This window comes from Streptomyces sp. NPDC050422 (assembly GCF_044458665.1).
In the GTDB taxonomy this organism is placed as follows: Bacteria; Actinomycetota; Actinomycetes; order Streptomycetales; family Streptomycetaceae; genus Streptomyces.
Genome location: NZ_JBITIE010000005.1, coordinates 109,264 through 126,601, shown reverse-complemented (window position 1 = coordinate 126,601; position 17,338 = coordinate 109,264). Strand labels below are relative to the sequence as shown.

Annotated in this window: 15 protein-coding genes; 6 read left to right on the top strand and 9 right to left on the bottom strand. The window is 70.1% G+C overall.

Annotated features, from left to right (window positions below; translation table 11 throughout):
* Window positions 1-15: 15 nt before the first annotated feature.
* From ACIBJG_RS08670 to ACIBJG_RS08660, 3 genes are all read right to left on the bottom strand, one after another.
* The gene (locus ACIBJG_RS08670) at window positions 16-864 is read right to left on the bottom strand and encodes an ABC transporter permease (protein ID WP_399305668.1); all 849 of its coding nucleotides are present in this window, start codon (window positions 862-864) and stop codon (window positions 16-18) included.
* 85 nt (window positions 865-949) lie between these two features.
* A complete protein-coding gene (locus ACIBJG_RS08665) occupies window positions 950-1,924 on the bottom strand; it encodes an ABC transporter ATP-binding protein (RefSeq protein WP_399306271.1) in 975 nt (324 codons plus the stop codon).
* A gap of 154 nt (window positions 1,925-2,078) precedes the next feature.
* Complete coding sequence (locus tag ACIBJG_RS08660) at window positions 2,079-3,392, bottom strand: NYN domain-containing protein (RefSeq protein ID WP_399305665.1); 1,314 nt, start codon at window positions 3,390-3,392, stop codon at window positions 2,079-2,081.
* A gap of 259 nt (window positions 3,393-3,651) precedes the next feature.
* On the opposite strand from ACIBJG_RS08660, the gene ACIBJG_RS08655 reads away from it, so the two are divergent.
* On the top strand, window positions 3,652-3,831 hold the full coding sequence (locus ACIBJG_RS08655; protein WP_326735693.1) for a hypothetical protein: 180 nt from the start codon (window positions 3,652-3,654) through the stop codon (window positions 3,829-3,831).
* Window positions 3,832-3,927: 96 nt separating this feature from the next.
* Here ACIBJG_RS08655 and dnaE read toward each other — a convergent pair whose 3' ends face one another.
* Window positions 3,928-7,464: a DNA polymerase III subunit alpha gene (gene dnaE, locus ACIBJG_RS08650; protein WP_399305662.1), complete on the bottom strand. Its 3,537-nt coding sequence runs from the start codon at window positions 7,462-7,464 to the stop codon at window positions 3,928-3,930.
* 170 nt (window positions 7,465-7,634) lie between these two features.
* Between dnaE and ACIBJG_RS08645 the strand changes: the two genes are divergently transcribed.
* The 4 genes from ACIBJG_RS08645 to ACIBJG_RS08630 all read left to right on the top strand — a co-directional run bounded on the left by ACIBJG_RS08645 (window position 7,635) and on the right by ACIBJG_RS08630 (window position 10,861).
* Window positions 7,635-8,960, top strand: coding sequence for a DUF2252 domain-containing protein (locus tag ACIBJG_RS08645; RefSeq protein WP_399305659.1), 1,326 nt, complete (start codon window positions 7,635-7,637; stop codon window positions 8,958-8,960).
* A gap of 65 nt (window positions 8,961-9,025) precedes the next feature.
* Entirely contained in the window at window positions 9,026-9,757 is a 732-nt protein-coding gene (locus ACIBJG_RS08640; protein ID WP_399306269.1) for a hypothetical protein, read from the top strand.
* 51 nt (window positions 9,758-9,808) lie between these two features.
* Window positions 9,809-10,624 carry a DsbA family protein gene (locus tag ACIBJG_RS08635; protein ID WP_399305656.1) on the top strand — a complete coding sequence of 272 codons (816 nt, stop codon included), beginning with the start codon at window positions 9,809-9,811 and terminating at the stop codon, window positions 10,622-10,624.
* Between the two features lie 30 nt (window positions 10,625-10,654).
* Entirely contained in the window at window positions 10,655-10,861 is a 207-nt protein-coding gene (locus ACIBJG_RS08630; protein ID WP_399305653.1) for a hypothetical protein, read from the top strand.
* 32 nt (window positions 10,862-10,893) lie between these two features.
* Here the strand turns inward: ACIBJG_RS08630 and ACIBJG_RS08625 are convergent, their stop codons facing one another.
* Together ACIBJG_RS08625 and ACIBJG_RS08620 are read right to left on the bottom strand one after the other, a co-directional pair.
* Entirely contained in the window at window positions 10,894-12,108 is a 1,215-nt protein-coding gene (locus ACIBJG_RS08625; RefSeq protein WP_399306267.1) for an RNA-guided endonuclease InsQ/TnpB family protein, read from the bottom strand.
* Window positions 12,109-12,416: 308 nt separating this feature from the next.
* Complete coding sequence (locus ACIBJG_RS08620) at window positions 12,417-12,995, bottom strand: dienelactone hydrolase family protein (RefSeq protein ID WP_399305651.1); 579 nt, start codon at window positions 12,993-12,995, stop codon at window positions 12,417-12,419.
* 37 nt (window positions 12,996-13,032) lie between these two features.
* Between ACIBJG_RS08620 and ACIBJG_RS08615 the strand changes: the two genes are divergently transcribed.
* Window positions 13,033-14,163 (top strand): mechanosensitive ion channel family protein, encoded by a 1,131-nt coding sequence (locus ACIBJG_RS08615; RefSeq protein ID WP_399306264.1) that lies wholly within the window; start codon window positions 13,033-13,035, stop codon window positions 14,161-14,163.
* A 24-nt stretch (window positions 14,164-14,187) separates the two neighbouring features.
* On the opposite strand, the gene ACIBJG_RS08610 is transcribed toward ACIBJG_RS08615, so the two are convergent.
* The 3 genes from ACIBJG_RS08610 to ACIBJG_RS08600 all read right to left on the bottom strand — a co-directional run bounded on the left by ACIBJG_RS08610 (window position 14,188) and on the right by ACIBJG_RS08600 (window position 17,320).
* Window positions 14,188-15,774: a Na+/H+ antiporter gene (locus tag ACIBJG_RS08610; protein ID WP_399305648.1), complete on the bottom strand. Its 1,587-nt coding sequence runs from the start codon at window positions 15,772-15,774 to the stop codon at window positions 14,188-14,190.
* 137 nt (window positions 15,775-15,911) lie between these two features.
* Window positions 15,912-16,382 carry a GNAT family N-acetyltransferase gene (locus tag ACIBJG_RS08605; RefSeq protein ID WP_399305645.1) on the bottom strand — a complete coding sequence of 157 codons (471 nt, stop codon included), beginning with the start codon at window positions 16,380-16,382 and terminating at the stop codon, window positions 15,912-15,914.
* Complete coding sequence (locus tag ACIBJG_RS08600; protein ID WP_399305642.1) at window positions 16,379-17,320, bottom strand: RluA family pseudouridine synthase; 942 nt, start codon at window positions 17,318-17,320, stop codon at window positions 16,379-16,381. The genes ACIBJG_RS08605 and ACIBJG_RS08600 overlap by 4 nt, the downstream gene beginning before the upstream one ends.
* Window positions 17,321-17,338 lie beyond the last annotated feature (18 nt).

Genomic DNA, 17,338 nt, shown 5'->3' with positions numbered 1-17,338 from the left:
TCCCTGTGGCTCGCCTCACCGGACCGCTGCCCTGCGGTACGCCCAGGTCGCCACGGCGAGCGAGAGGACGCCCACGACGGCGCAGACCGCGAGATCGAGGGCGATGACGGCCCAGTCGGGGTGGGCGTCGAAGGACCGGGAGAGCGCCTCGACACCGTACGTGGACGGCAGCAGGTCACGGGCCCAGCCGATCGGCTCCGGCAGCCGGGCCGCCGGGAGCACGCCCAGCAGCAGTGCCGCGGACATGCCGAGCTGCCCCAGCAGGGTGGCGATCTCCTGCCGCGGCGCGAGCAGCCCGAGGGCGGCGCCGAGCCCGGCCAGGGCCGCCCCGGAGAGCGGGATGACGGCGACGAGCACCCACAGGTGGGTCATCGGCAGCCCGAACAGCACGCTGCCGGTCACGGCCGTCACGATCGTGCCGGGCACGGTGAAGGAGGCGTACGCCCCGGCCGCACCGAGCACCACGGCGGCGGGCGGCACCGGCAGGGTCGCGTAGTGGTCGAGTCCACCGCCGGCCCGCAGCTGCCCGAAGTACTGGGCGAGCAGGTTCAGCGCGACGAAGGCGACGACCAGGACGCTGGACCCGGCCACCACGGCGCGGGCCTCGGCGCCCCCGTCCACGACCCCGCGCATCAGGACCATGATCCCGACGGACTGGAAGGTCGCCACGAAGAGCAGCGGAATGCGGGCGACCCGGGCCCGGGACAACTGGGCCCGGTAGACCGCGGCGAGCGAGGGGAAGAGCCGGGCGCGCGGCGCGAGCGGCGCGGGCACCGGGCCCTGCGCGCCGTCGTCGTCACGCCCCGTCCGGCCCGGCTGCCCGGCCTGCCCGGACGCCGCTTCCGCAGGAACGATGCTCGTCACCTGGCGTTGCTCCTGTTCGGTACCTGTCCGGCCGCACACCCGCACCGGTCCACCTCGGCCGCTTCGGCCACCGCGCTGCTCCCGCTCATGACTTGACCAGCCCCTTGGCGGCGTCCCCGCCGAGGGCCAGGTAGACGTCCTCCAGGCTGGGTGTCGCCAGGGTGAAGTCGTCCAGCGCGGCGAAGGCGGCGCCCCCGGTCACGGCGGCGACCGCGGCCCGCGCCTCGTCGGGCCCCAGACGCAGCACCCAGCGGCGCCCGGACTCCTGCGCGGACGCCCGCAGCGCGGCGACCTCGGGTACGTCCAGCGGCGCACGCTCGCGCCACACCAGTTCCACCCGGACCTCGCCCGCGACCCGTTCCTTGAGCCCGGCCGGGGTGTCGCAGGCGATGACCTTGCCTCGTTCCATGACGGCGACCCGGTCGAGGACGGTCTCGGCCTCGATCACGTTGTGGGTGACCAGCAGCACCGTCGCACCGCGTTCGGCCCGTCGCCGGTCGACGGCGGCCCAGACGGCGCGCCGGGCCACCGGGTCCATGCCGGTCGTCGGCTCGTCGAGGATGAGCACCGGCCGCTCCCCGACCAGCGCGGCCGCCACACAGGCGAGCCTGCGCTGCCCGCCGGAGAGCTTCTTCAGCGGCCGGCCGGCGATCTCGCCGAGGCCGAGTTCGTCGAGCACCGCGTCGCGTTCGGCCCGGGCCTCGCGCACCGGCAGGCCGCGCAGCCGTCCGGTGGTCTCGGCGGCGAGCCCCACGGTCAGCTCGTCGAGCGCGGTCGACTCCTGCCCGAGGTAGCCGATCAGCCGCGAGGCCCGTTCCGGGTGACGGACGAGGTCGTGGCCCAGCATGTCGACGCTGCCCGAGTCGGGCCGCATCAGTCCGGTGAGCTGTCGTACGAGGGTGGACTTGCCGGCGCCGTTGGGGCCGAGCAGTCCGAAGATCTCACCGCGCCGGATGTCCAGGCTGATGCCGTCGGTGGCACGCACCTCGGGTGTGCCGGGGGCTCCGCGCCGACCCCGGACCGCGGGATAGGTCCTGACCAGATCACGCACCGCGCACACGGTGCCGTTAGCCGTCTGCGCCTGTGCTGTGCCCGTACTCACGAGGTACGAGGGTACGGGGTCCGGGGACCCGCATTACGCCCGGGGCCGCACCGATCGGACATCAACGCGGCGGGCACCGGCCGGGTTGAGTGCCTCGGGTACCGATGCGGGCTCAGTCCCCGGACGCCGCCGCGCTCGTGGGTTTGCCGGCGCCGGGGGCCTGCCGGTCGGGCGCCGGGCCGTGCTCCGCCGCGGCCCGCACATCGATCTCGCGCCAGAAGCCCGCCCGGATCGCGTACCGGTCGTGCTCGTCGATCTGGTCGTCCTTGTGGGCGAGCAGTCCGAAGCGCGCGGCGTACCGCAGGAGCTCGCCGTCGATGCGGTGCGGGATGCGCGGGTACATGGTGGACAGCTTCTGCAGGTGGACGGTCTCCGGCAGGCGTTCCATCCAGCGCCGGGCGAAGACCTGCCCCACCTCGAAGGGGTCTCCGCCGACCGTGGTGATGTCCTCCTCCCGGTCCGCCCAGCGCTGCTCGGCGCTGGTGACCTGGGCGAGCGTCGGCAGGGACGCGGTCTCGGGAGGCTCACCGAGGGGGCCGCCGCGCTCCACCCATCCGCGGTCGGAGGACCAGCGCAGGGTCGCGTTGGCGGGCGGCGGGGCCGGGTGCTGCCGGTCCGCCTGGACGCCGGGGCCGCGCAGGGCGCCCGCGAGGTCCTTCGGGGTGGGGACTCCTCTGCCGCCGTGGCCGTGCGCGGTGGGGCCGGTGTCCTCGTCGGGCGGTGCGGACGTGCCGGTGCGGGCGGCTTCGGCCTGGGCCTCCGAGGCCCGCTCGGCGGAGGCCGCGAGGGCCGCCTCGGGCAGGGGCGCGGAGAGGATCGCGGCGATCTCGGGGCGCGGGACGGGAGGCGGGGCGCAGGCGCCGCCGGTCTCCTTGGCCCGTACGGCCTGGGTGATCCAGGCCCGGTCCAGCACGCGCCGCTCGTCGGCCTCGGCGACCAGGTCCTCGGACTGGTTGTAGTCGCCGTCGGCGGCCTGGACGGCCCAGAGGTGGACGGCGACGCCGTGTTCCTTGGCGGACATCAGACCGGGCAGCAGATCGCCGTCGCCGGTCACCAGGACGACGTCCGAGCAGGCCCGGTTCCTGGCGAGCTCGGTGAGCTCGGCGTGCATCGCCGCGTCGACGCCCTTCTGCGCCCACCGTCCGTCACTGCGGGTGAGGGCGCCCAGCCGTACCGTCACCCGCGGCATGACGCGCAGCCTGCGGTGTTCGGGCTGCGGTACGCGGTCGGGGGCGCCGTCGAACCAGTAGATCCGCAGCAGCGGCTGTTCCGTATCGGCCTCGGCCCGCTCGCGCAGCCCCTGGATCAGGGCCGCGTGGTCGACGGTGATGCGGGAACGGGCGGGCTCTCCGGCCAGCAGGCTCGCGGCTGCGCCCAGCAAGTAGCCGGCGTCCACCAGGACGACGCAACGGTCCACGCGTTCCACCCTCTTCCAGGAATTCGGGAACGGGTTCAGCGGGTCCGGTCTTCGGGAACGAGCGGATCCGCTTACTCAGGGTTTCCTTCGAGTCTGCCCGACCACGCGAGGGTTAACGGCCGGAACTCGATCATCGGCGTGGCGGATCGGGAAAACGGCGCATCATACCCCCTCGCTACGCACGGTAATGATCCAACATGCGATGTATATCCGATTATGTGAATCTGACAGCGGTCCTGGCCCCGAGAGTCCCCCTAGGAGGAACACCATGGCCAAGAACAAGAACCGCAAGCAGGGCAGCCAGCAGGAGCGCGCGTCAGAGTCGGAGCGCGGTGCTCAGGAGGCACGGTCCACGGCTTTCGAGTCGCAGAACCAGCCCCAGGCGCAGTCCCAGGGCAGCCCTGCCGATGTTGCGCGTAAGCATCAGCGGCGCTTCGGCCACAACTGACCGGACTTCTCCGGTACGGCCACAGGCCGGTAGCCGAGAGGGGCGCACCCGCTTCCGCGGGGCGCCCCTCTCGTGCGTGTGGGTGCGGGCAGCGGCTCAGCCGGCCAGGCAGGACGGGCCGAGCAGCACCTTCAGGTCACCGAAGAGCGCCGGGTCCGCCTTCACCCGGTGCCGGTCGAGCCGGAGGACCGTGGTCTTGCGGGGGCCCTGGAGCCTGATCCGTACCTCGGTGTCGCCCCGGTGGCTGTTGAGCACCTCGCCGAGCCGGCTGACCATGGGCGGGGTGATCTTGACGGTGGGGATGGTCAGGATCACGGGTGCGTTGGTGCCCGCGTTCGAGATGTCCGGGACCTGCATCTCCATGGCGACCAGCCGAGGCACGTCCTCGCGCTTGTCGAGCCGCCCCTTGACGAAGACGACGGTGTCCTCGACGAGCTGGGTGGAGACCAGCTGGTAGGTGGCCGGGAAGAACATGCACTCGATGGAACCGGCCAGGTCCTCGACGGTGGCGATGGCCCAGGCGTTGCCCTGCTTGGTCATCTTGCGCTGGAGGCCGGAGATGATGCCGCCGATGGTCACGATCGCGCCGTCGCTGTGCTCGCCGCCGGTGAGCTGCGAGATCGCCGCGTCGGACTTGTCGCTCAGGATGTGCTCGATACCGAAGAGCGGGTGGTCGGAGACGTAGAGCCCGAGCATCTCGCGCTCCTGGGCCAGCAGGTAGGACTTCTCCCACTCGATGTCGGAGAACTCCACGTCGAGCCCGAAGCCCGGCTCGTCGCTGTCCTCCTCGCCGCCGCCGAAGAGGTCGAACTGCCCCTCGGCCTCCTTGCGCTTGACCTGTACCACGTTGTCGATCATGGGCTCGTGGTGCGCGACGAGGCCCTTGCGGGTGTGGCCCATCTCGTCGAAGGCCCCGGCCTTGATGAGCGATTCCACGGTCCGCTTGTTGCAGACGACCGCCTCGACCTTGTCGAGGAAGTCGGGGAAGCTGCTGTACTTCCCCTTCGCCTTGCGGCACCGGATGATCGAGTCGACGACGTTCTGGCCGACGTTACGGATGGCCGTCAGCCCGAAGAGGATGACGTCGTCACCCTGGGCGGCGAAGTTGGACTCCGACTCGTTGACGTTCGGCGGGAGCACCTTGATGCCCATGCGCCGGCACTCGTTGAGGTAGACCGCCGACTTGTCCTTGTCGTCCTTGACCGAGGTGAGCAGCGCCGCCATGTACTCGGCGGGGTAGTTCGCCTTGAGGTATCCGGTCCAGTAGGTGACCAGGCCGTACGCGGAGGAGTGCGCCTTGTTGAAGGCGTAGCCGGCGAACGGGACCAGTACGTCCCACAGCGCCTTGATCGCGGCGTCGGAGAAGCCGTTCTTCTTGGCGCCGGCCTCGAACAGGACGAAGTTCTTCGCCAGCTCGTCGGCCTTCTTCTTGCCCATCACGCGGCGCAGGATGTCGGCCTCGCCGAGCGAGTACCCGGCGACGATCTGGGCGGCCTTCTGCACCTGCTCCTGGTACACGATCAGGCCGTAGGTGAGGCCGAGGACCTCCTTGAGCGGCTCCTCCAGCTCCGGGTGGATCGGAGTGATCTCCTGGCGGGCGTTCTTGCGCTCGGCGTAGTTCGTGTGCGAGTTCATACCCATCGGGCCCGGCCGGTACAGGGCCGAGACGGCGGAGATGTCCTCGAAGTTGTCGGGCTGCATCTGGCGCAGCAGGGAGCGCATGGGCCCGCCGTCGAACTGGAACACCCCGAGCGTGTCACCGCGGCAGAGCAGTTCGTACGTCTTCGGGTCGTCCAGCGGCAGCGCCAGCATCTCCAGGTCGACGCCCTTGTTGGACTTCACCATCTTGATGGCGTCGTCCATGATCGTCAGGTTGCGCAGCCCCAGGAAGTCCATCTTCAGCAGGCCGAGCGACTCGCACTGCGGGTAGTCCCACTGCGTGATGGTGACGCCGTCTGAGTGCCGCACCCAGACCGGGGCGTGGTCGACGATCGGCTCGCTGGACATGATGACTCCGGCGGCGTGCACGCCCATCTGCCGGACCAGGCCCTCGACGCCCTTCGCGGTGTCGATGACCTTCTGGACGTCCGGCTCGTTCTCGTACATCCCCCGGATCTCGCCGGCCTCGCTGTAGCGCGGGTGCTTGGGGTCGGTGATGCCGTTGAGGTCGATGCCCTTGCCGAGGACGTCGGCGGGCATGGCCTTGGTGAGCCGGTCACCCATCGCGTACGGGTAGCCGAGGACGCGGGCGGAGTCCTTGATCGCGTTCTTGGCCTTGATCTTGCCGTAGGTGCCGATCATGGCGACCTTGTCGGCGCCGTACTTCTCCGTGACGTACCTGATCACCTCGACGCGCCTGCGCTCGTCGAAGTCGATGTCGACGTCGGGCATGGAGACGCGCTCGGGGTTGAGGAAGCGCTCGAAGATCAGTCCGTGCTCGATCGGGTCGAGGTCGGTGATGCCCATCGCGTACGACACGATCGAACCGGCGGCGGAGCCTCGGCCGGGACCGACCGCGATGCCGTTGTTCTTGGCCCACATGATGAAGTCGGCGACGACCAGGAAGTACCCCGGGAACCCCATCTGGATGATGATGTCCATCTCGTACTCGACCTGCTTCTGCCGGTCGTCGGGGACGCCGCCCGGGAAGCGGCGGTCCATCCCGACGCGGACCTCCTCCTGGAACCAGGTGATCTCCGTGTAGCCGTCCGGGATGTCGAACTTCGGCATCAGGTCGCGCTTCTCGAACATCCCGGCGGTGTCGATCTGCTGCGCGACCAGCAGGGTGTTGGCGCAGCCCTCCTGCCAGGCGTCCGAGGAGTCGACGGCGTACATCTCTTCCGCCGTTTTGAGGTAGTAGCCGGTGCCGTCGAAGCGGAAGCGGTCCGGGTCGGAGAGGTTCTTGCCGGTCTGGATGCAGAGCAGCGCGTCGTGCGCGGTCGCCTCGCTGGCGTAGGTGTAGTGCGAGTCGTTCGTCACGAGCGGCGGGATGTTCAGCTTCTTGCCGATTTCGAGGAGCCCGTCACGGACCCGGCGCTCGATCTCGATGCCGTGGTCCATCAGCTCCAGGAAGTACTTGCCCTCGCCGAAGATGTCCTTGTAGTCGGAGGCCGCCCGGACCGCCTCGTCGAACTGTCCGAGCCGCAGCCGGGTCTGCACCTCGCCGGAGGGGCAGCCGGTGGACGCGATCAGGCCCTCGGACCACTGGGAGATGGTCTCCTTGTCCATGCGCGGCCACTTCTGCAGCCAGCCCTCGGCGTAGGCGTCCGAGGACAGCTTGAAGAGGTTGTGCAGCCCCTTGGCGTTCGACGCCCAGATCGTCTTGTGGGTGTAACCACCCGAACCGGAGACGTCGTCGCGCTTCTGGTGCGGCTGCCCCCACTGGATCTTCCGCTTGTGCTTGCGCGACTCCGGAGCGACGTACGCCTCGATCCCGATGATCGGCGTCACATTCGCCTTGACGGCCGAATGGAAGAAGTCGTACGCGCCGTGCAGGTTGCCGTGGTCCGTCATCGCGATATGGGACATGCCCATGTCGTTGCAGGCCTCGAACATGTCCTTGAGCCGCGCGGCACCGTCCAGCAGCGAGTACTGGGTGTGGACGTGAAGGTGCGTGAAAGGCGGCTTGGTCACGGCGCTGTGCCTCCGGGGGGAAGTCGAGGGGGACAGCGTGGAAGTCTACGTCTCCGAGGTGACAAGCGACGGGCACTCCGCGATACGGTCGCGCGTTGGAAGGGCGAGGACACCCGCCCCTTTTGTCATGTACGTCGTCACGCAGGCCAGGTACCAGGAGGCACCCAGAGATGTCGGACACGCAGACCGGCGCAGCGCAGCGCGGGGAGCAGATCCTCGAGGTCTTCGACACCGCTTTCGGTGAGCTGCTGGCCGCCGATCCGGCTGCCTTCCGCGTGAAGTTCCGCAAGATGGCGGGCTCCGCCTTCGCCTTCTACCGGGGCACGGCGTGTCTCTTCTACAACGACCTGGAGCGGGAGCGGCACGGCGGCCCGTACCTGGACGAGCGCACCGGCCGGGTGTGGATCCACGGCGATCTGCACGCGGAGAACTTCGGCACGTATATGGACGCCAACGGGCGCCTGGTCTTCAACGTGAACGATTTCGACGAAGCATATGTGGGCCCCTTCACCTGGGACCTGAAGCGCTTCGCCGCCTCCGTCGCCCTGGTCGGTTACGCGAAGGCGCTGGGCGACGACCAGATCACCGAGCTCGTCCGGGTCTACGCGGCGGCCTACCGCGAGCGTATCCACGCGCTGGCGACGGGCGCGAAGAACGACGAGGTGCCGCCGTTCACGCTCGACACCGCCGACGGCCCGCTGCTGGGCGCCCTGCGCGTCGCCCGGTCGCTGACCCGGTTCTCGCTGCTCGACTCGATGACCGAGATCCGTGACTTCGAGCGCAGGTTCGCGGAGGGCGGCGGTTCGATCGACCTGGACGCGGCGACGCGCTACAAGGTCCTCGCCGCGTTCGACGGCTATCTGGAGACGCTGCCGGAGTCGAGCCTGACCCGCCCGGACTCCTACCGGGTCAAGGACGTCGTCGGCCGCCGCGGGATCGGCATCGGATCGGCCGGGCTGCCCTCGTACAACATCCTTCTGGAGGGCAACAGTGACGCCCTGGAGAACGATGTCGTGATCTATCTCAAGCAGGCGCAGACCCCTGCCGTCTCCCGTCACATCACGGACGCAGCGGTGCGGAGCTACTTCCAGCACGAGGGGCACCGCACGGTCATCTCGCAGCGTGCCCTGCAGGCACACGCCGACCCGTGGCTGGGCTGGACGGAGCTGGACGGGGCCGGGCAGCTGGTCGCCGAGGTGTCGCCGTACGCGGTCGATCTGGACTGGTCGGACATCGACGAGCCCGAGGAGATCGCGGCGGTCGTCGCCGACCTCGGCAGGGCGACGGCGACGATGCACTCCGCGGCGGACGACGAGAGCGGCCACTCCCTGGTGCCGTTCTCCACCGAGCGGGCGATCGACGCGGCGATCGCGGCGGACGAGGACGGCTTCGGGGACCTGCTGGTGGACTTCGCCCACAGCTACGGGGCCCGGGCGCGCGCGGACCACCAGATCTTCGTGGACCTCTTCCGCAACGGCCGCATCCCGGGGCTGTAAGCCTTCCCACAGCGCAGCGGTCCTTTAGGGGTGGCTTACAGGTTCGCATGCGACACTCCCTGACGATGGACATCTCCGGGACGCAGCTCAGAGTCGTACGCGCGGCGCTTTTCACAGCGCTCGTCGTGACGCTCTCCGCTGCCTCCCATGTGCTGCTCTCCCGGGTCCCACTGCCGCTGACCCTCGTCGCCGTGCTGGCCGCCGCCGTCTTCGCGGCGGCCTACGCGCTGGCCGGCCGCGAGCGCGGCTTCGGAGCCATCGCCGGACTGCTGGTGCCCATGGAGCTGGCCGCGGACACCGTCTTCACCACCGGCCAGCACCTCTGTTACGGCGCGGCGGGCGGCCCGATCGCGGGGCCGCTGCGGTCGGTCGGCGTCGATGTGCTGTGCGGCGGCGGTGACGTCGGGACGGGCGCGCCGGGGCTCGCCGGCGTCGGCGAGGTGGGCACCCCGCTGGCCTCGGTGACCGCGGGCGGTCACGGCGCGGCCGCGCTGCTGGCCTCGCCCGGCCCGCTCGTGCCGTGGCTGCTGCTGGCCGCCCATGTGACGGTCGGGCTGCTCGCCGCCGCCTGGCTGCACCGCGGTGAGCTGGCGCTCGCCGGGCTGCTGGGCGCGTTCGCCCTGCTGGCGTTCCGGCCGCTGCTGATCGCGGTGGCCGTGGCGGGGGCGGCCCGCCGCTCCGTACGCCTCAAGATCCCCGCCAGCGGCCCCGGCCCCCATCTGCTCGTCCACGCACGCCTCCTGGTGCACTCCGTGGGACGGAGGGGACCGCCGCGCTCGGCCTGCGCCACCGCCTGAGCACGCAAATCCCTGACGACGTACGACCACGCACCCCACGGAGAACCGATCATGAGCAAGCGCAACAGCCAGGCCAACAAGTCCGCCGCCCGCGAGCGGCTGCGCGAGGAGCGCGAGCGCCAGGCCAAGAAGGACAGGACCCGCCGCCAGGTCGTCGTCGCCGTGTCCGTCGTCGCCGCTCTCACGGTCATCGGGGGCGGCGCCTACGGCGTGATGCAGCTGAACAAGCCCGGCCACTGGGACGAGGCCGGTGACGCCAAGAACGTCACCGCGCCGAAGAACACCTCGGGCGAGAACGGCACGACCGTGGTGGTCGGCAAGTCGACCGCCAAGAAGACCCTGGAGCTGTACGAGGACTCCCGCTGCCCGATCTGCGCCACGTTCGAGCAGACGGTCGGTGAGACCGTCCACAAGGACGTCGACGCCGGCAAGTACAAGGTCAAGTACGTCGGCGCCACGTTCATCGACAACAGCGACAACGGCGAGGGCTCGAAGAACGCGCTGAGCGCCCTGGGCGCCGCGCTGAACGTGAGCCCCGAGGCCTTCCTCGACTACAAGTACGCCCTCTACTCCGCGAAGTACCACCCGCAGGAGACGGAAGACAAGTTCAAGGACGACTCGTACCTGATCAAGGTCGCCGACACGGTCGACGCGCTGAAGGGCAATGACACCTTCCAGAAGAACGTCAAGGACGGCACGTACGACGCCTGGGCGATGAAGATGTCCGCCGCCTTCGACAAGAGCGGTGTCCAGGGCACGCCCACGCTGAAGATGGACGGCAAGGCACTGACCGGCTCGGACAACAAGAACGCCCCGATGACGGTGGCGGACTTCAACACCGCGATCACCGCCGCGCTGAAGGGCTGACCGGCCCGATGCGAACGGGCGGGTGAACCCATGGGGTTCACCCGCCCGTTCGCGTACGCCGAGCGCACCGACCGTCCGGATCCGGCCACCGCCGGCCGTGTTGACGGCGGGTGGATGGGCAACGGCGACTACATCTCCGATACTCCCGCGGAGAAGAGTGCCGCGTTCGAGTGCCCGCCCGGGCACGACACCCGCGCAAACAGGACGCTCGTCGACACCCGATCCACAACTTCGTGACTCCTCCCCGCCCTGGGGGGCGGGGCTTCTCGCTATGCCGTGTTGGCGTGGCGACGGACCAGCCCGGCCCGTAGGACGTTGAGTGCCCCGACCTCGTCGGCATGGGCCTGGTGGCCGCAGTCGACGCAGTGGAACTTCTCCTGTGTGGGCCGGTTCTCCTTCGCGGTGTGCCCGCATGCGGGACACGTACGGGAGGTGTTGCGGGGGTCCACGGCCATCACTTCCCGCCCGGCACTCTCAGCCTTCGCGTTCAGGATCGTCAGGAACACCCCCCATCCGGCATCAGCGATCGAACGGTTCAACCCGGCCTTGGCGACCGCCCCGTTCGGCAAGAACACGCCCGGCGTCATGGGGTCGGGTTTCGGTGCGGGGGCCTTGCTCATGTTGCGGATCGTGAGGTCTTCGTGCGCGATGAAGTCGTGCTCGCGGACCAGGGTGAGCGCGGTCTTGTGTGCGTGTTCGAGCCGCCGACGCCGCACCTTGCCATGCAGGGCCGCGACCTTCTCCACCGCCCGCTGATGGTTACGGGTGCGGTCCCTGACCCTGCACCGGGGGAACCGGGACAGGGCCCGCTGCGCGGCCTCCAGCCTGGCGGCGGCCTTGCGGGCGTGGCGCGGGTTGGGGAAGTGGACGCCGTTGGAGTCGGTGAGGAACGAGGCGATACCCAGGTCGATGCCGATGTCGGAACCGGTCGCGGGCAATGGTTCGGGCAGGGGCTGGTCGACGGTGATCACGACGAACCATTTACGGCCCTCGCGTTTCACGCTGACGGTCCTGACCTTGCCGACCACCGGGCGGTGCTGGTTGACCCTGACGTGCCCGACGCCCTGGAAGCGGACCCGGGTGACGGGGGCGTGCGGGGTGGAGTCCCAGCGGCAGCCGTCGCCGTCCCGGGGAAAGTCCACCGTGTCGAACCAGTTCACCCCTCGAAAGCGCGGGTATCCGGGCTTGTCCCCGGCCTTGACCCGGCGGAAGAACGCGGTAAACGCCTTGTCCAGCCTTCGAAGCGCGGCCTGCTGGGAGCTGAACGACCAGCGACCCTGACGCTCGGGATCGAAGGCCCGGATGTCCCTGAGCTGCCCGGACTGCACCCCGTACTTGATACTCGTCCTCGACGGGTGCCGGTAGGCGTCACGGCGTTCCTGCAACGCACCGTTGTAGAGCGAGCAATGATCACGCAGCATCTCACCGAGCGCAATCGACTGACCCACCGTGGGCCGTAACAGAAACTTGTACGCACGAATCAACCGGCCCATCCCCTCCACCCGGCTCCATGAACCAACCTACTGCTGACAAACATCAGCACGCCGCGAACCAACCCGCCTCACTCGCAGGAGTGACCAGGAGTGACAAGGTCTCCCAGTCATTCGAGACCGCTGCGCGAACGCCGCCAAGCAGTACATCAAGCAGCGGAACGTCCGCTCCGTCACGTCACGTCAGAGCAGCAATGAGACCGCATCCCCGCCCGTCCGGAGGCCGGGATTTCCGGCGAAGACCGGGGCTGGCAGCACTTCGCCGCTCCGCATAACGACGGGCAAAGCAGCCTCTCGCGTGCTCACAGCGTGGCGATGAAGCCGATCGCCACCTTCCAGGCCAGCTCGGCCGACGCCTGGTCGAAGTCCGGCAGCTCGGCGTCGGTGAACAGGTGCCCCGCGCCGGGGTACCGGTAGACCTCGACGTCGGCGCCGGTCCGCTGCATCTGCAGATACCAGGAGTTCAGCCAGTCGTGCGTCTCGAACGGGTCCGGGTCGGCGACGTGCAACTGCACGGGCAGCTCGTCCACCGAGGCGCTCTCGGCGATGTCCGAGGTGCCGTGGAACAGCAGCAGCCCGCGCGCCTTCGCGTCCCCGAGCGCCAGCGTCTGGGCCACGGACGCGCCGAGGGAGAAGCCCACGTAGACCAGACCGCGGTCGGAGTAGGGCGCCGCGGCGAGCACGGCCCGCTTCAGCAGCTCCTCCTTGCCCGTCTCCTCCTTGAAGGCAAGGCCCTCCTCGACGGTTTCGAAGGTGTGTCCCGCGAAGAGATCGGGCACGTGCACCTCATGCCCGGCGGCGCGCAGCCGGTCGGCCGCCGCGTGCACCGCGGGGCGCAGACCGTACGTCGAGTGGAAAAGCATGATGTTCATGAGGCCCATGGTGCCATTTACCGTCGAGAGGATGGAGAGCGACAGGATGGAGAACGTACTGCGTCCGCTGATCGTCCTCGGCAGCTCGGTCGTGATCACGCTGCTGGCGGGCTGGCTGGTCGACCTGCTGCTCAGGCGTGCCGACGGCCGCCACCACGAGACGCCGCTGTGGGGGCTGCTGCGGCGCTGCCGGATCCCGTTCCAGCTGACGCTGGGCACGGCGCTGCTGCGGGCCACGTACACCCACACCCGGCTCGGTCTGGTCAGCGATCACCGGACGGGCATCGGGCAGGTGCTGACGCTGGTGCTGATCGGGGCGTCGGCCTGGCTGGTGGTGGGGATCGCCGTGGCGGTGGTGGACTCGGTGTACGCCCGCTACGCGGCGAACACCCGCGATCCGGCGCGGGTGCGCCGGGTACGGACGCAGGTGACGCTGATCCAGCGGGTGGTCATCGCGATCGTGACGACCGTCGCCGTCGCCGCGATGCTCCTGACGTTCCCCGCGATGCAGGCCGTCGGCACCTCGATGCTGGCCTCGGCCGGTGTCCTCGGCATCGTCGCGGGTGTCGCCGCCCAGTCCACGCTCGGCAATCTCTTCGCGGGCCTGCAGATCGCCTTCGGCGACATGGTGCGGATCGGTGACACGGTGGTGGTGGACGGCGAGTGGGGCACGGTCGAGGAGATCACGCTGACCTTCCTCGCGGTCCGGACCTGGGACGAGCGGCGGATCACGATGCCGGTCTCGTACTTCACCAGCCAGCCCTTCGAGAACTGGTCGCGCGGCGGGGCCCAGATGACCGGCTCGGTCTTCTTCCACCTCGACCACGCGGCGCCGGTCGCCGCGATGCGCGAGCAACTGCGGGACATCCTGGGCGAGTGCGCCGCGTGGGACGGCCGGAACTGGTCGCTGGCGGTCACCGACACCACACCCTCCACGATCCAGGTGCGCGCGGTGGTCACGGCGAAGGACGCGGACGACATCTGGACGGTGCGCTGCGCGGTCCGTGAGCAGCTGATCGGCTGGCTGCGCGACCATCATCCGTACGCGCTGCCGCGGATCGCCACGGCCCCCGCCGCGCTGCCGCCAGGTGACGCGTGGCCGACCGTGAACGGCGCGGGCGGCCCGGACGAGAAGCCGGCGGGCTGGGGCAGGGCGCCGCGCACCGGGCGCGGCTGAGCTCCCGACGCCGGGGCCCGACCGTCAGCGCAGGCTGCGTACGTCCAGCTGTCGCAGCACCCGGTCGACCACCTCGGGGTCCGCACCGGCCTCGCTGCGCGCGGCGAGCACCGCGTGGCGGGCGGCCGACATCATCTCGCGCTGGATCCGGCTGACCGCCTTGAACCGCTCGGTGCGCTGGGCGTACGCCTCGCGCCGCTCGTCGTCGACCATGTCGGGGCTGATCCGCGCGCCCACGTCGTAGGCCAGCCGCTGGAGGCGTTCGACGACGTCCTCGGGGAACTCCTCGACCTCCTGGATCTCCTTGAGCCGCTGCTTGGCCGCCTTGGCGGCGCGGATCGCGAGGTCCCGCTCCAGCGCGGCCTCGGCGTCGGTGTCCGCCCGGACCCCCAGCCGGCGCACCAGCCAGGGAAGCGTGAGGCCCTGGAAGACGAGGGTGACCATGATCACGGCGAAGGCGATGAAGACGATCTCGTCGCGGCCGGGGAACGGCTTCCCGTCGTCCGTCTTCAGCGGGATCGCGAGCGCCAGGGCGACCGAGGCCACGCCGCGCATCCCGGCCCACCACATGATCACGGTCTCCCGCCAGCTGGTGGGGATCTCCTCGCTGACGTCGCGGCGGGTGTGCAGCCGCTTGGCCAGCCAGGTCGCGGGGAGCAGATAGAGCAGCCGTACGCCGACGACGACGGCGACGACGGCCAGGGCCCAGCCGGCCATCTCCAGTTCACGACCGTCGGCGGTCCCGAAGACGTTGTGCAGTTCGAGGCCGATCAGCCCGAAGGCGACACCGGTGACGAGGGTGTCGACGATCTCCCAGAAGGTGCGGCCGGTGAGCCGGCCGAGGACGTCGTCGGCGTCGGCGGTGTGCTCGGCGAGGAAGAGCGCGGTGGTCAGGACGGCGAGCACACCGGAGCCCATCAGCTCCTCGGCGAGCACATAACTGACGAACGGCACCAGCAGGGTGAGCCCGACCTGGAGGGTGGCATCGCCGAGCAGGCCCATGAGTTTGATGGTGAGCCAGCCGAGCGCGGCACCCACCGCCACGGCGACGACGGCGGACAGGACCAGCAGCCCGAACGCCTCGGGCACCGAGAAGGTGCCGCTGACCGCAGCGGCGATCGCCACGTGGTAGAGCACGATCGCGGTCACGTCGTTGAACAGCCCCTCGCCCTCCAGGATGGAGACAAGCCTGCGGGGCAGTCCGACCGAACCGGCGACGGCGGTGGCCGCGACCGGGTCGGGCGGGGCGACGAGCGCACCGAGCGCGACGGCCGCGGCGAGGGGAAGTCCGGGGATGACCGCGTTGGCCACCGCGGCGACGGCCGCCGTCGTGAGGAAGACCAGGGCCACGGCGAGCAGGAAGATCGGCCGTTTGTTGGCGGCGAACTGCCGCCAGGAGGTGCGCTGCACGGAGGCGTAGAGCAGTGGCGGCAGCAGCGCGGGAAGAATGATCTCGGGCGGGATGTCCACGTTCGGTACGAAGCTGAGGAAGGCCATCACGACGCCCATGAGGGTCATCAGCACCGGCGCGGGAAGCCCGAGCCGGTCCCCCAGTGGCACGGTGACCACGGCTCCGAGCAACAACAGGAGCAGCAGGGCCATTTGATCCACGAGGTGCCTTCCGGAGCGCGCCGGGCCGGTCTCGGTGGCCGGCCGGCCTCGGGTTCAACCCTGCCATGCGGGCCCCGCAATCCGGACAACACCCCCACCGCGGACCCCGCGGGCCGGCATGATCCGAACGAGGGGCCCTACGAATCCACGGCCCGGCGCATCGCCCGGTGCGGGATTCCCGCGTCCGGGAACTCGGGTCCGTAGGCCACGTATCCGAGCCGCTCGTAGAAGCCGAGGGCATGCGTCTGGGCGTGCAGGTCGACGGCGGACAGGCCGAGTTCGCGGGCGGCGTCCTCGATGGCCCGCACCAGCGCCGCGCCGACGCCGAGGCCGCGCGCCTCCTTGGTCACGGCGAGCCGGCCGAGCGAGCCGACGGCGGGCTCGCCGCCGGTCTTCGCCGCCGCGGCCGGACCGTGCAGCAGCCGTCCGGTGCCGAGCGCCGTGCCGTCCGCGGCGACGGCGATGACGTGCACCGCGTCCGCGTCGTAGGCGTCGTACTCGATCTCCTCGGGCACGTTCTGCTCGCCGACGAAGACGTCCTTGCGGACCTGGAAGCAGGCGGCGCGGTCCTGCTCAGCGGTGACCGTGCGGGTGGTGTAGGCGGTCATTCGCTCTCTGCCGCGATCCTGTCGAGGGCCTGCTGGAGGTCGTCCGGGTAGGTACTGGAGAACTCCACCCAGCTGCCGTCCGAGGGGTGCTCGAAGCCGAGCCGGACCGCGTGCAGCCACTGCCGGGTCAGGCCCAGCCGCTTGGCCATGGTCGGGTCGGCGCCGTAGGTCAGGTCGCCGACGCAGGGGTGGCGGTGGGCGGACATGTGCACCCGGATCTGGTGGGTGCGGCCCGTCTCCAGCTTGATGTCCAGGAGGCTGGCGGCGCGGTACGCCTCGATCAGGTCGTAGTGCGTCACGGAGGGCTTGCCCTCGGCGACGACGGCCCACTTGTAGTCGTGGGTGGGGTGGCGGCCGATGGGGGCGTCGATGGTGCCGCTCATCGGGTCCGGGTGGCCCTGGACCAGCGCGTGGTACTTCTTGTCGACGACCCGGTCGCGGAACTGGGCCTTCAGCAGGGTGTAGGCGCGCTCGGACTTGGCGACGACCATCAGCCCGGAGGTGCCGACGTCGAGTCGGTGCACGATGCCCTGGCGCTCGGCGGCGCCCGAGGTCGAGATCCGGTACCCGGCTGCGGCGAGACCGCCGATGACCGTGGTGCCGGTCCAGCCGGGGCTCGGATGCGCGGCGACGCCGACCGGCTTCATGATCACGACGATGTCGTCGTCGTCGTGGACGATCTCCATGCCCTCGACGGGCTCGGCGACGACCTGGACCGGAGCGGGAGCCTGCGGCATCTCCACTTCCAGCCAGGCGCCGCCCCGCACCCGTTCGGACTTCCCGACCACCGAACCGTCCACCTGCACCTTCCCGGCGGCGGCCAGCTCTGCGGCCTTGGTGCGGGAGAAGCCGAACATGCGGGAGATGGCGGCGTCGACACGCTCGCCTTCCAGGCCATCGGGTACGGGCAGGGTTCGGATCTCGGGATGCGTACTCACCTGTCGAGTATGCCTTGC

What these genes read in the sequence shown, in the direction of transcription:
- ACIBJG_RS08635 (WP_399305656.1), top strand. Translation starts at nt 9,809, where the DNA reads ATGAGCAAGCGCAACAGCCAGGCCAACAAGTCCGCCGCCCGCGAGCGG.
- ACIBJG_RS08605 (WP_399305645.1), bottom strand. Translation starts at nt 16,382, where the DNA reads ATGACCGCCTACACCACCCGCACGGTCACCGCTGAGCAGGACCGCGCC.
- ACIBJG_RS08655 (WP_326735693.1), top strand. Translation starts at nt 3,652, where the DNA reads ATGGCCAAGAACAAGAACCGCAAGCAGGGCAGCCAGCAGGAGCGCGCG.
- ACIBJG_RS08620 (WP_399305651.1), bottom strand. Translation starts at nt 12,995, where the DNA reads ATGGGCCTCATGAACATCATGCTTTTCCACTCGACGTACGGTCTGCGC.
- ACIBJG_RS08615 (WP_399306264.1), top strand. Translation starts at nt 13,033, where the DNA reads ATGGAGAACGTACTGCGTCCGCTGATCGTCCTCGGCAGCTCGGTCGTG.
- ACIBJG_RS08645 (WP_399305659.1), top strand. Translation starts at nt 7,635, where the DNA reads ATGTCGGACACGCAGACCGGCGCAGCGCAGCGCGGGGAGCAGATCCTC.
- ACIBJG_RS08630 (WP_399305653.1), top strand. Translation starts at nt 10,655, where the DNA reads ATGGGGTTCACCCGCCCGTTCGCGTACGCCGAGCGCACCGACCGTCCG.
- ACIBJG_RS08640 (WP_399306269.1), top strand. Translation starts at nt 9,026, where the DNA reads ATGGACATCTCCGGGACGCAGCTCAGAGTCGTACGCGCGGCGCTTTTC.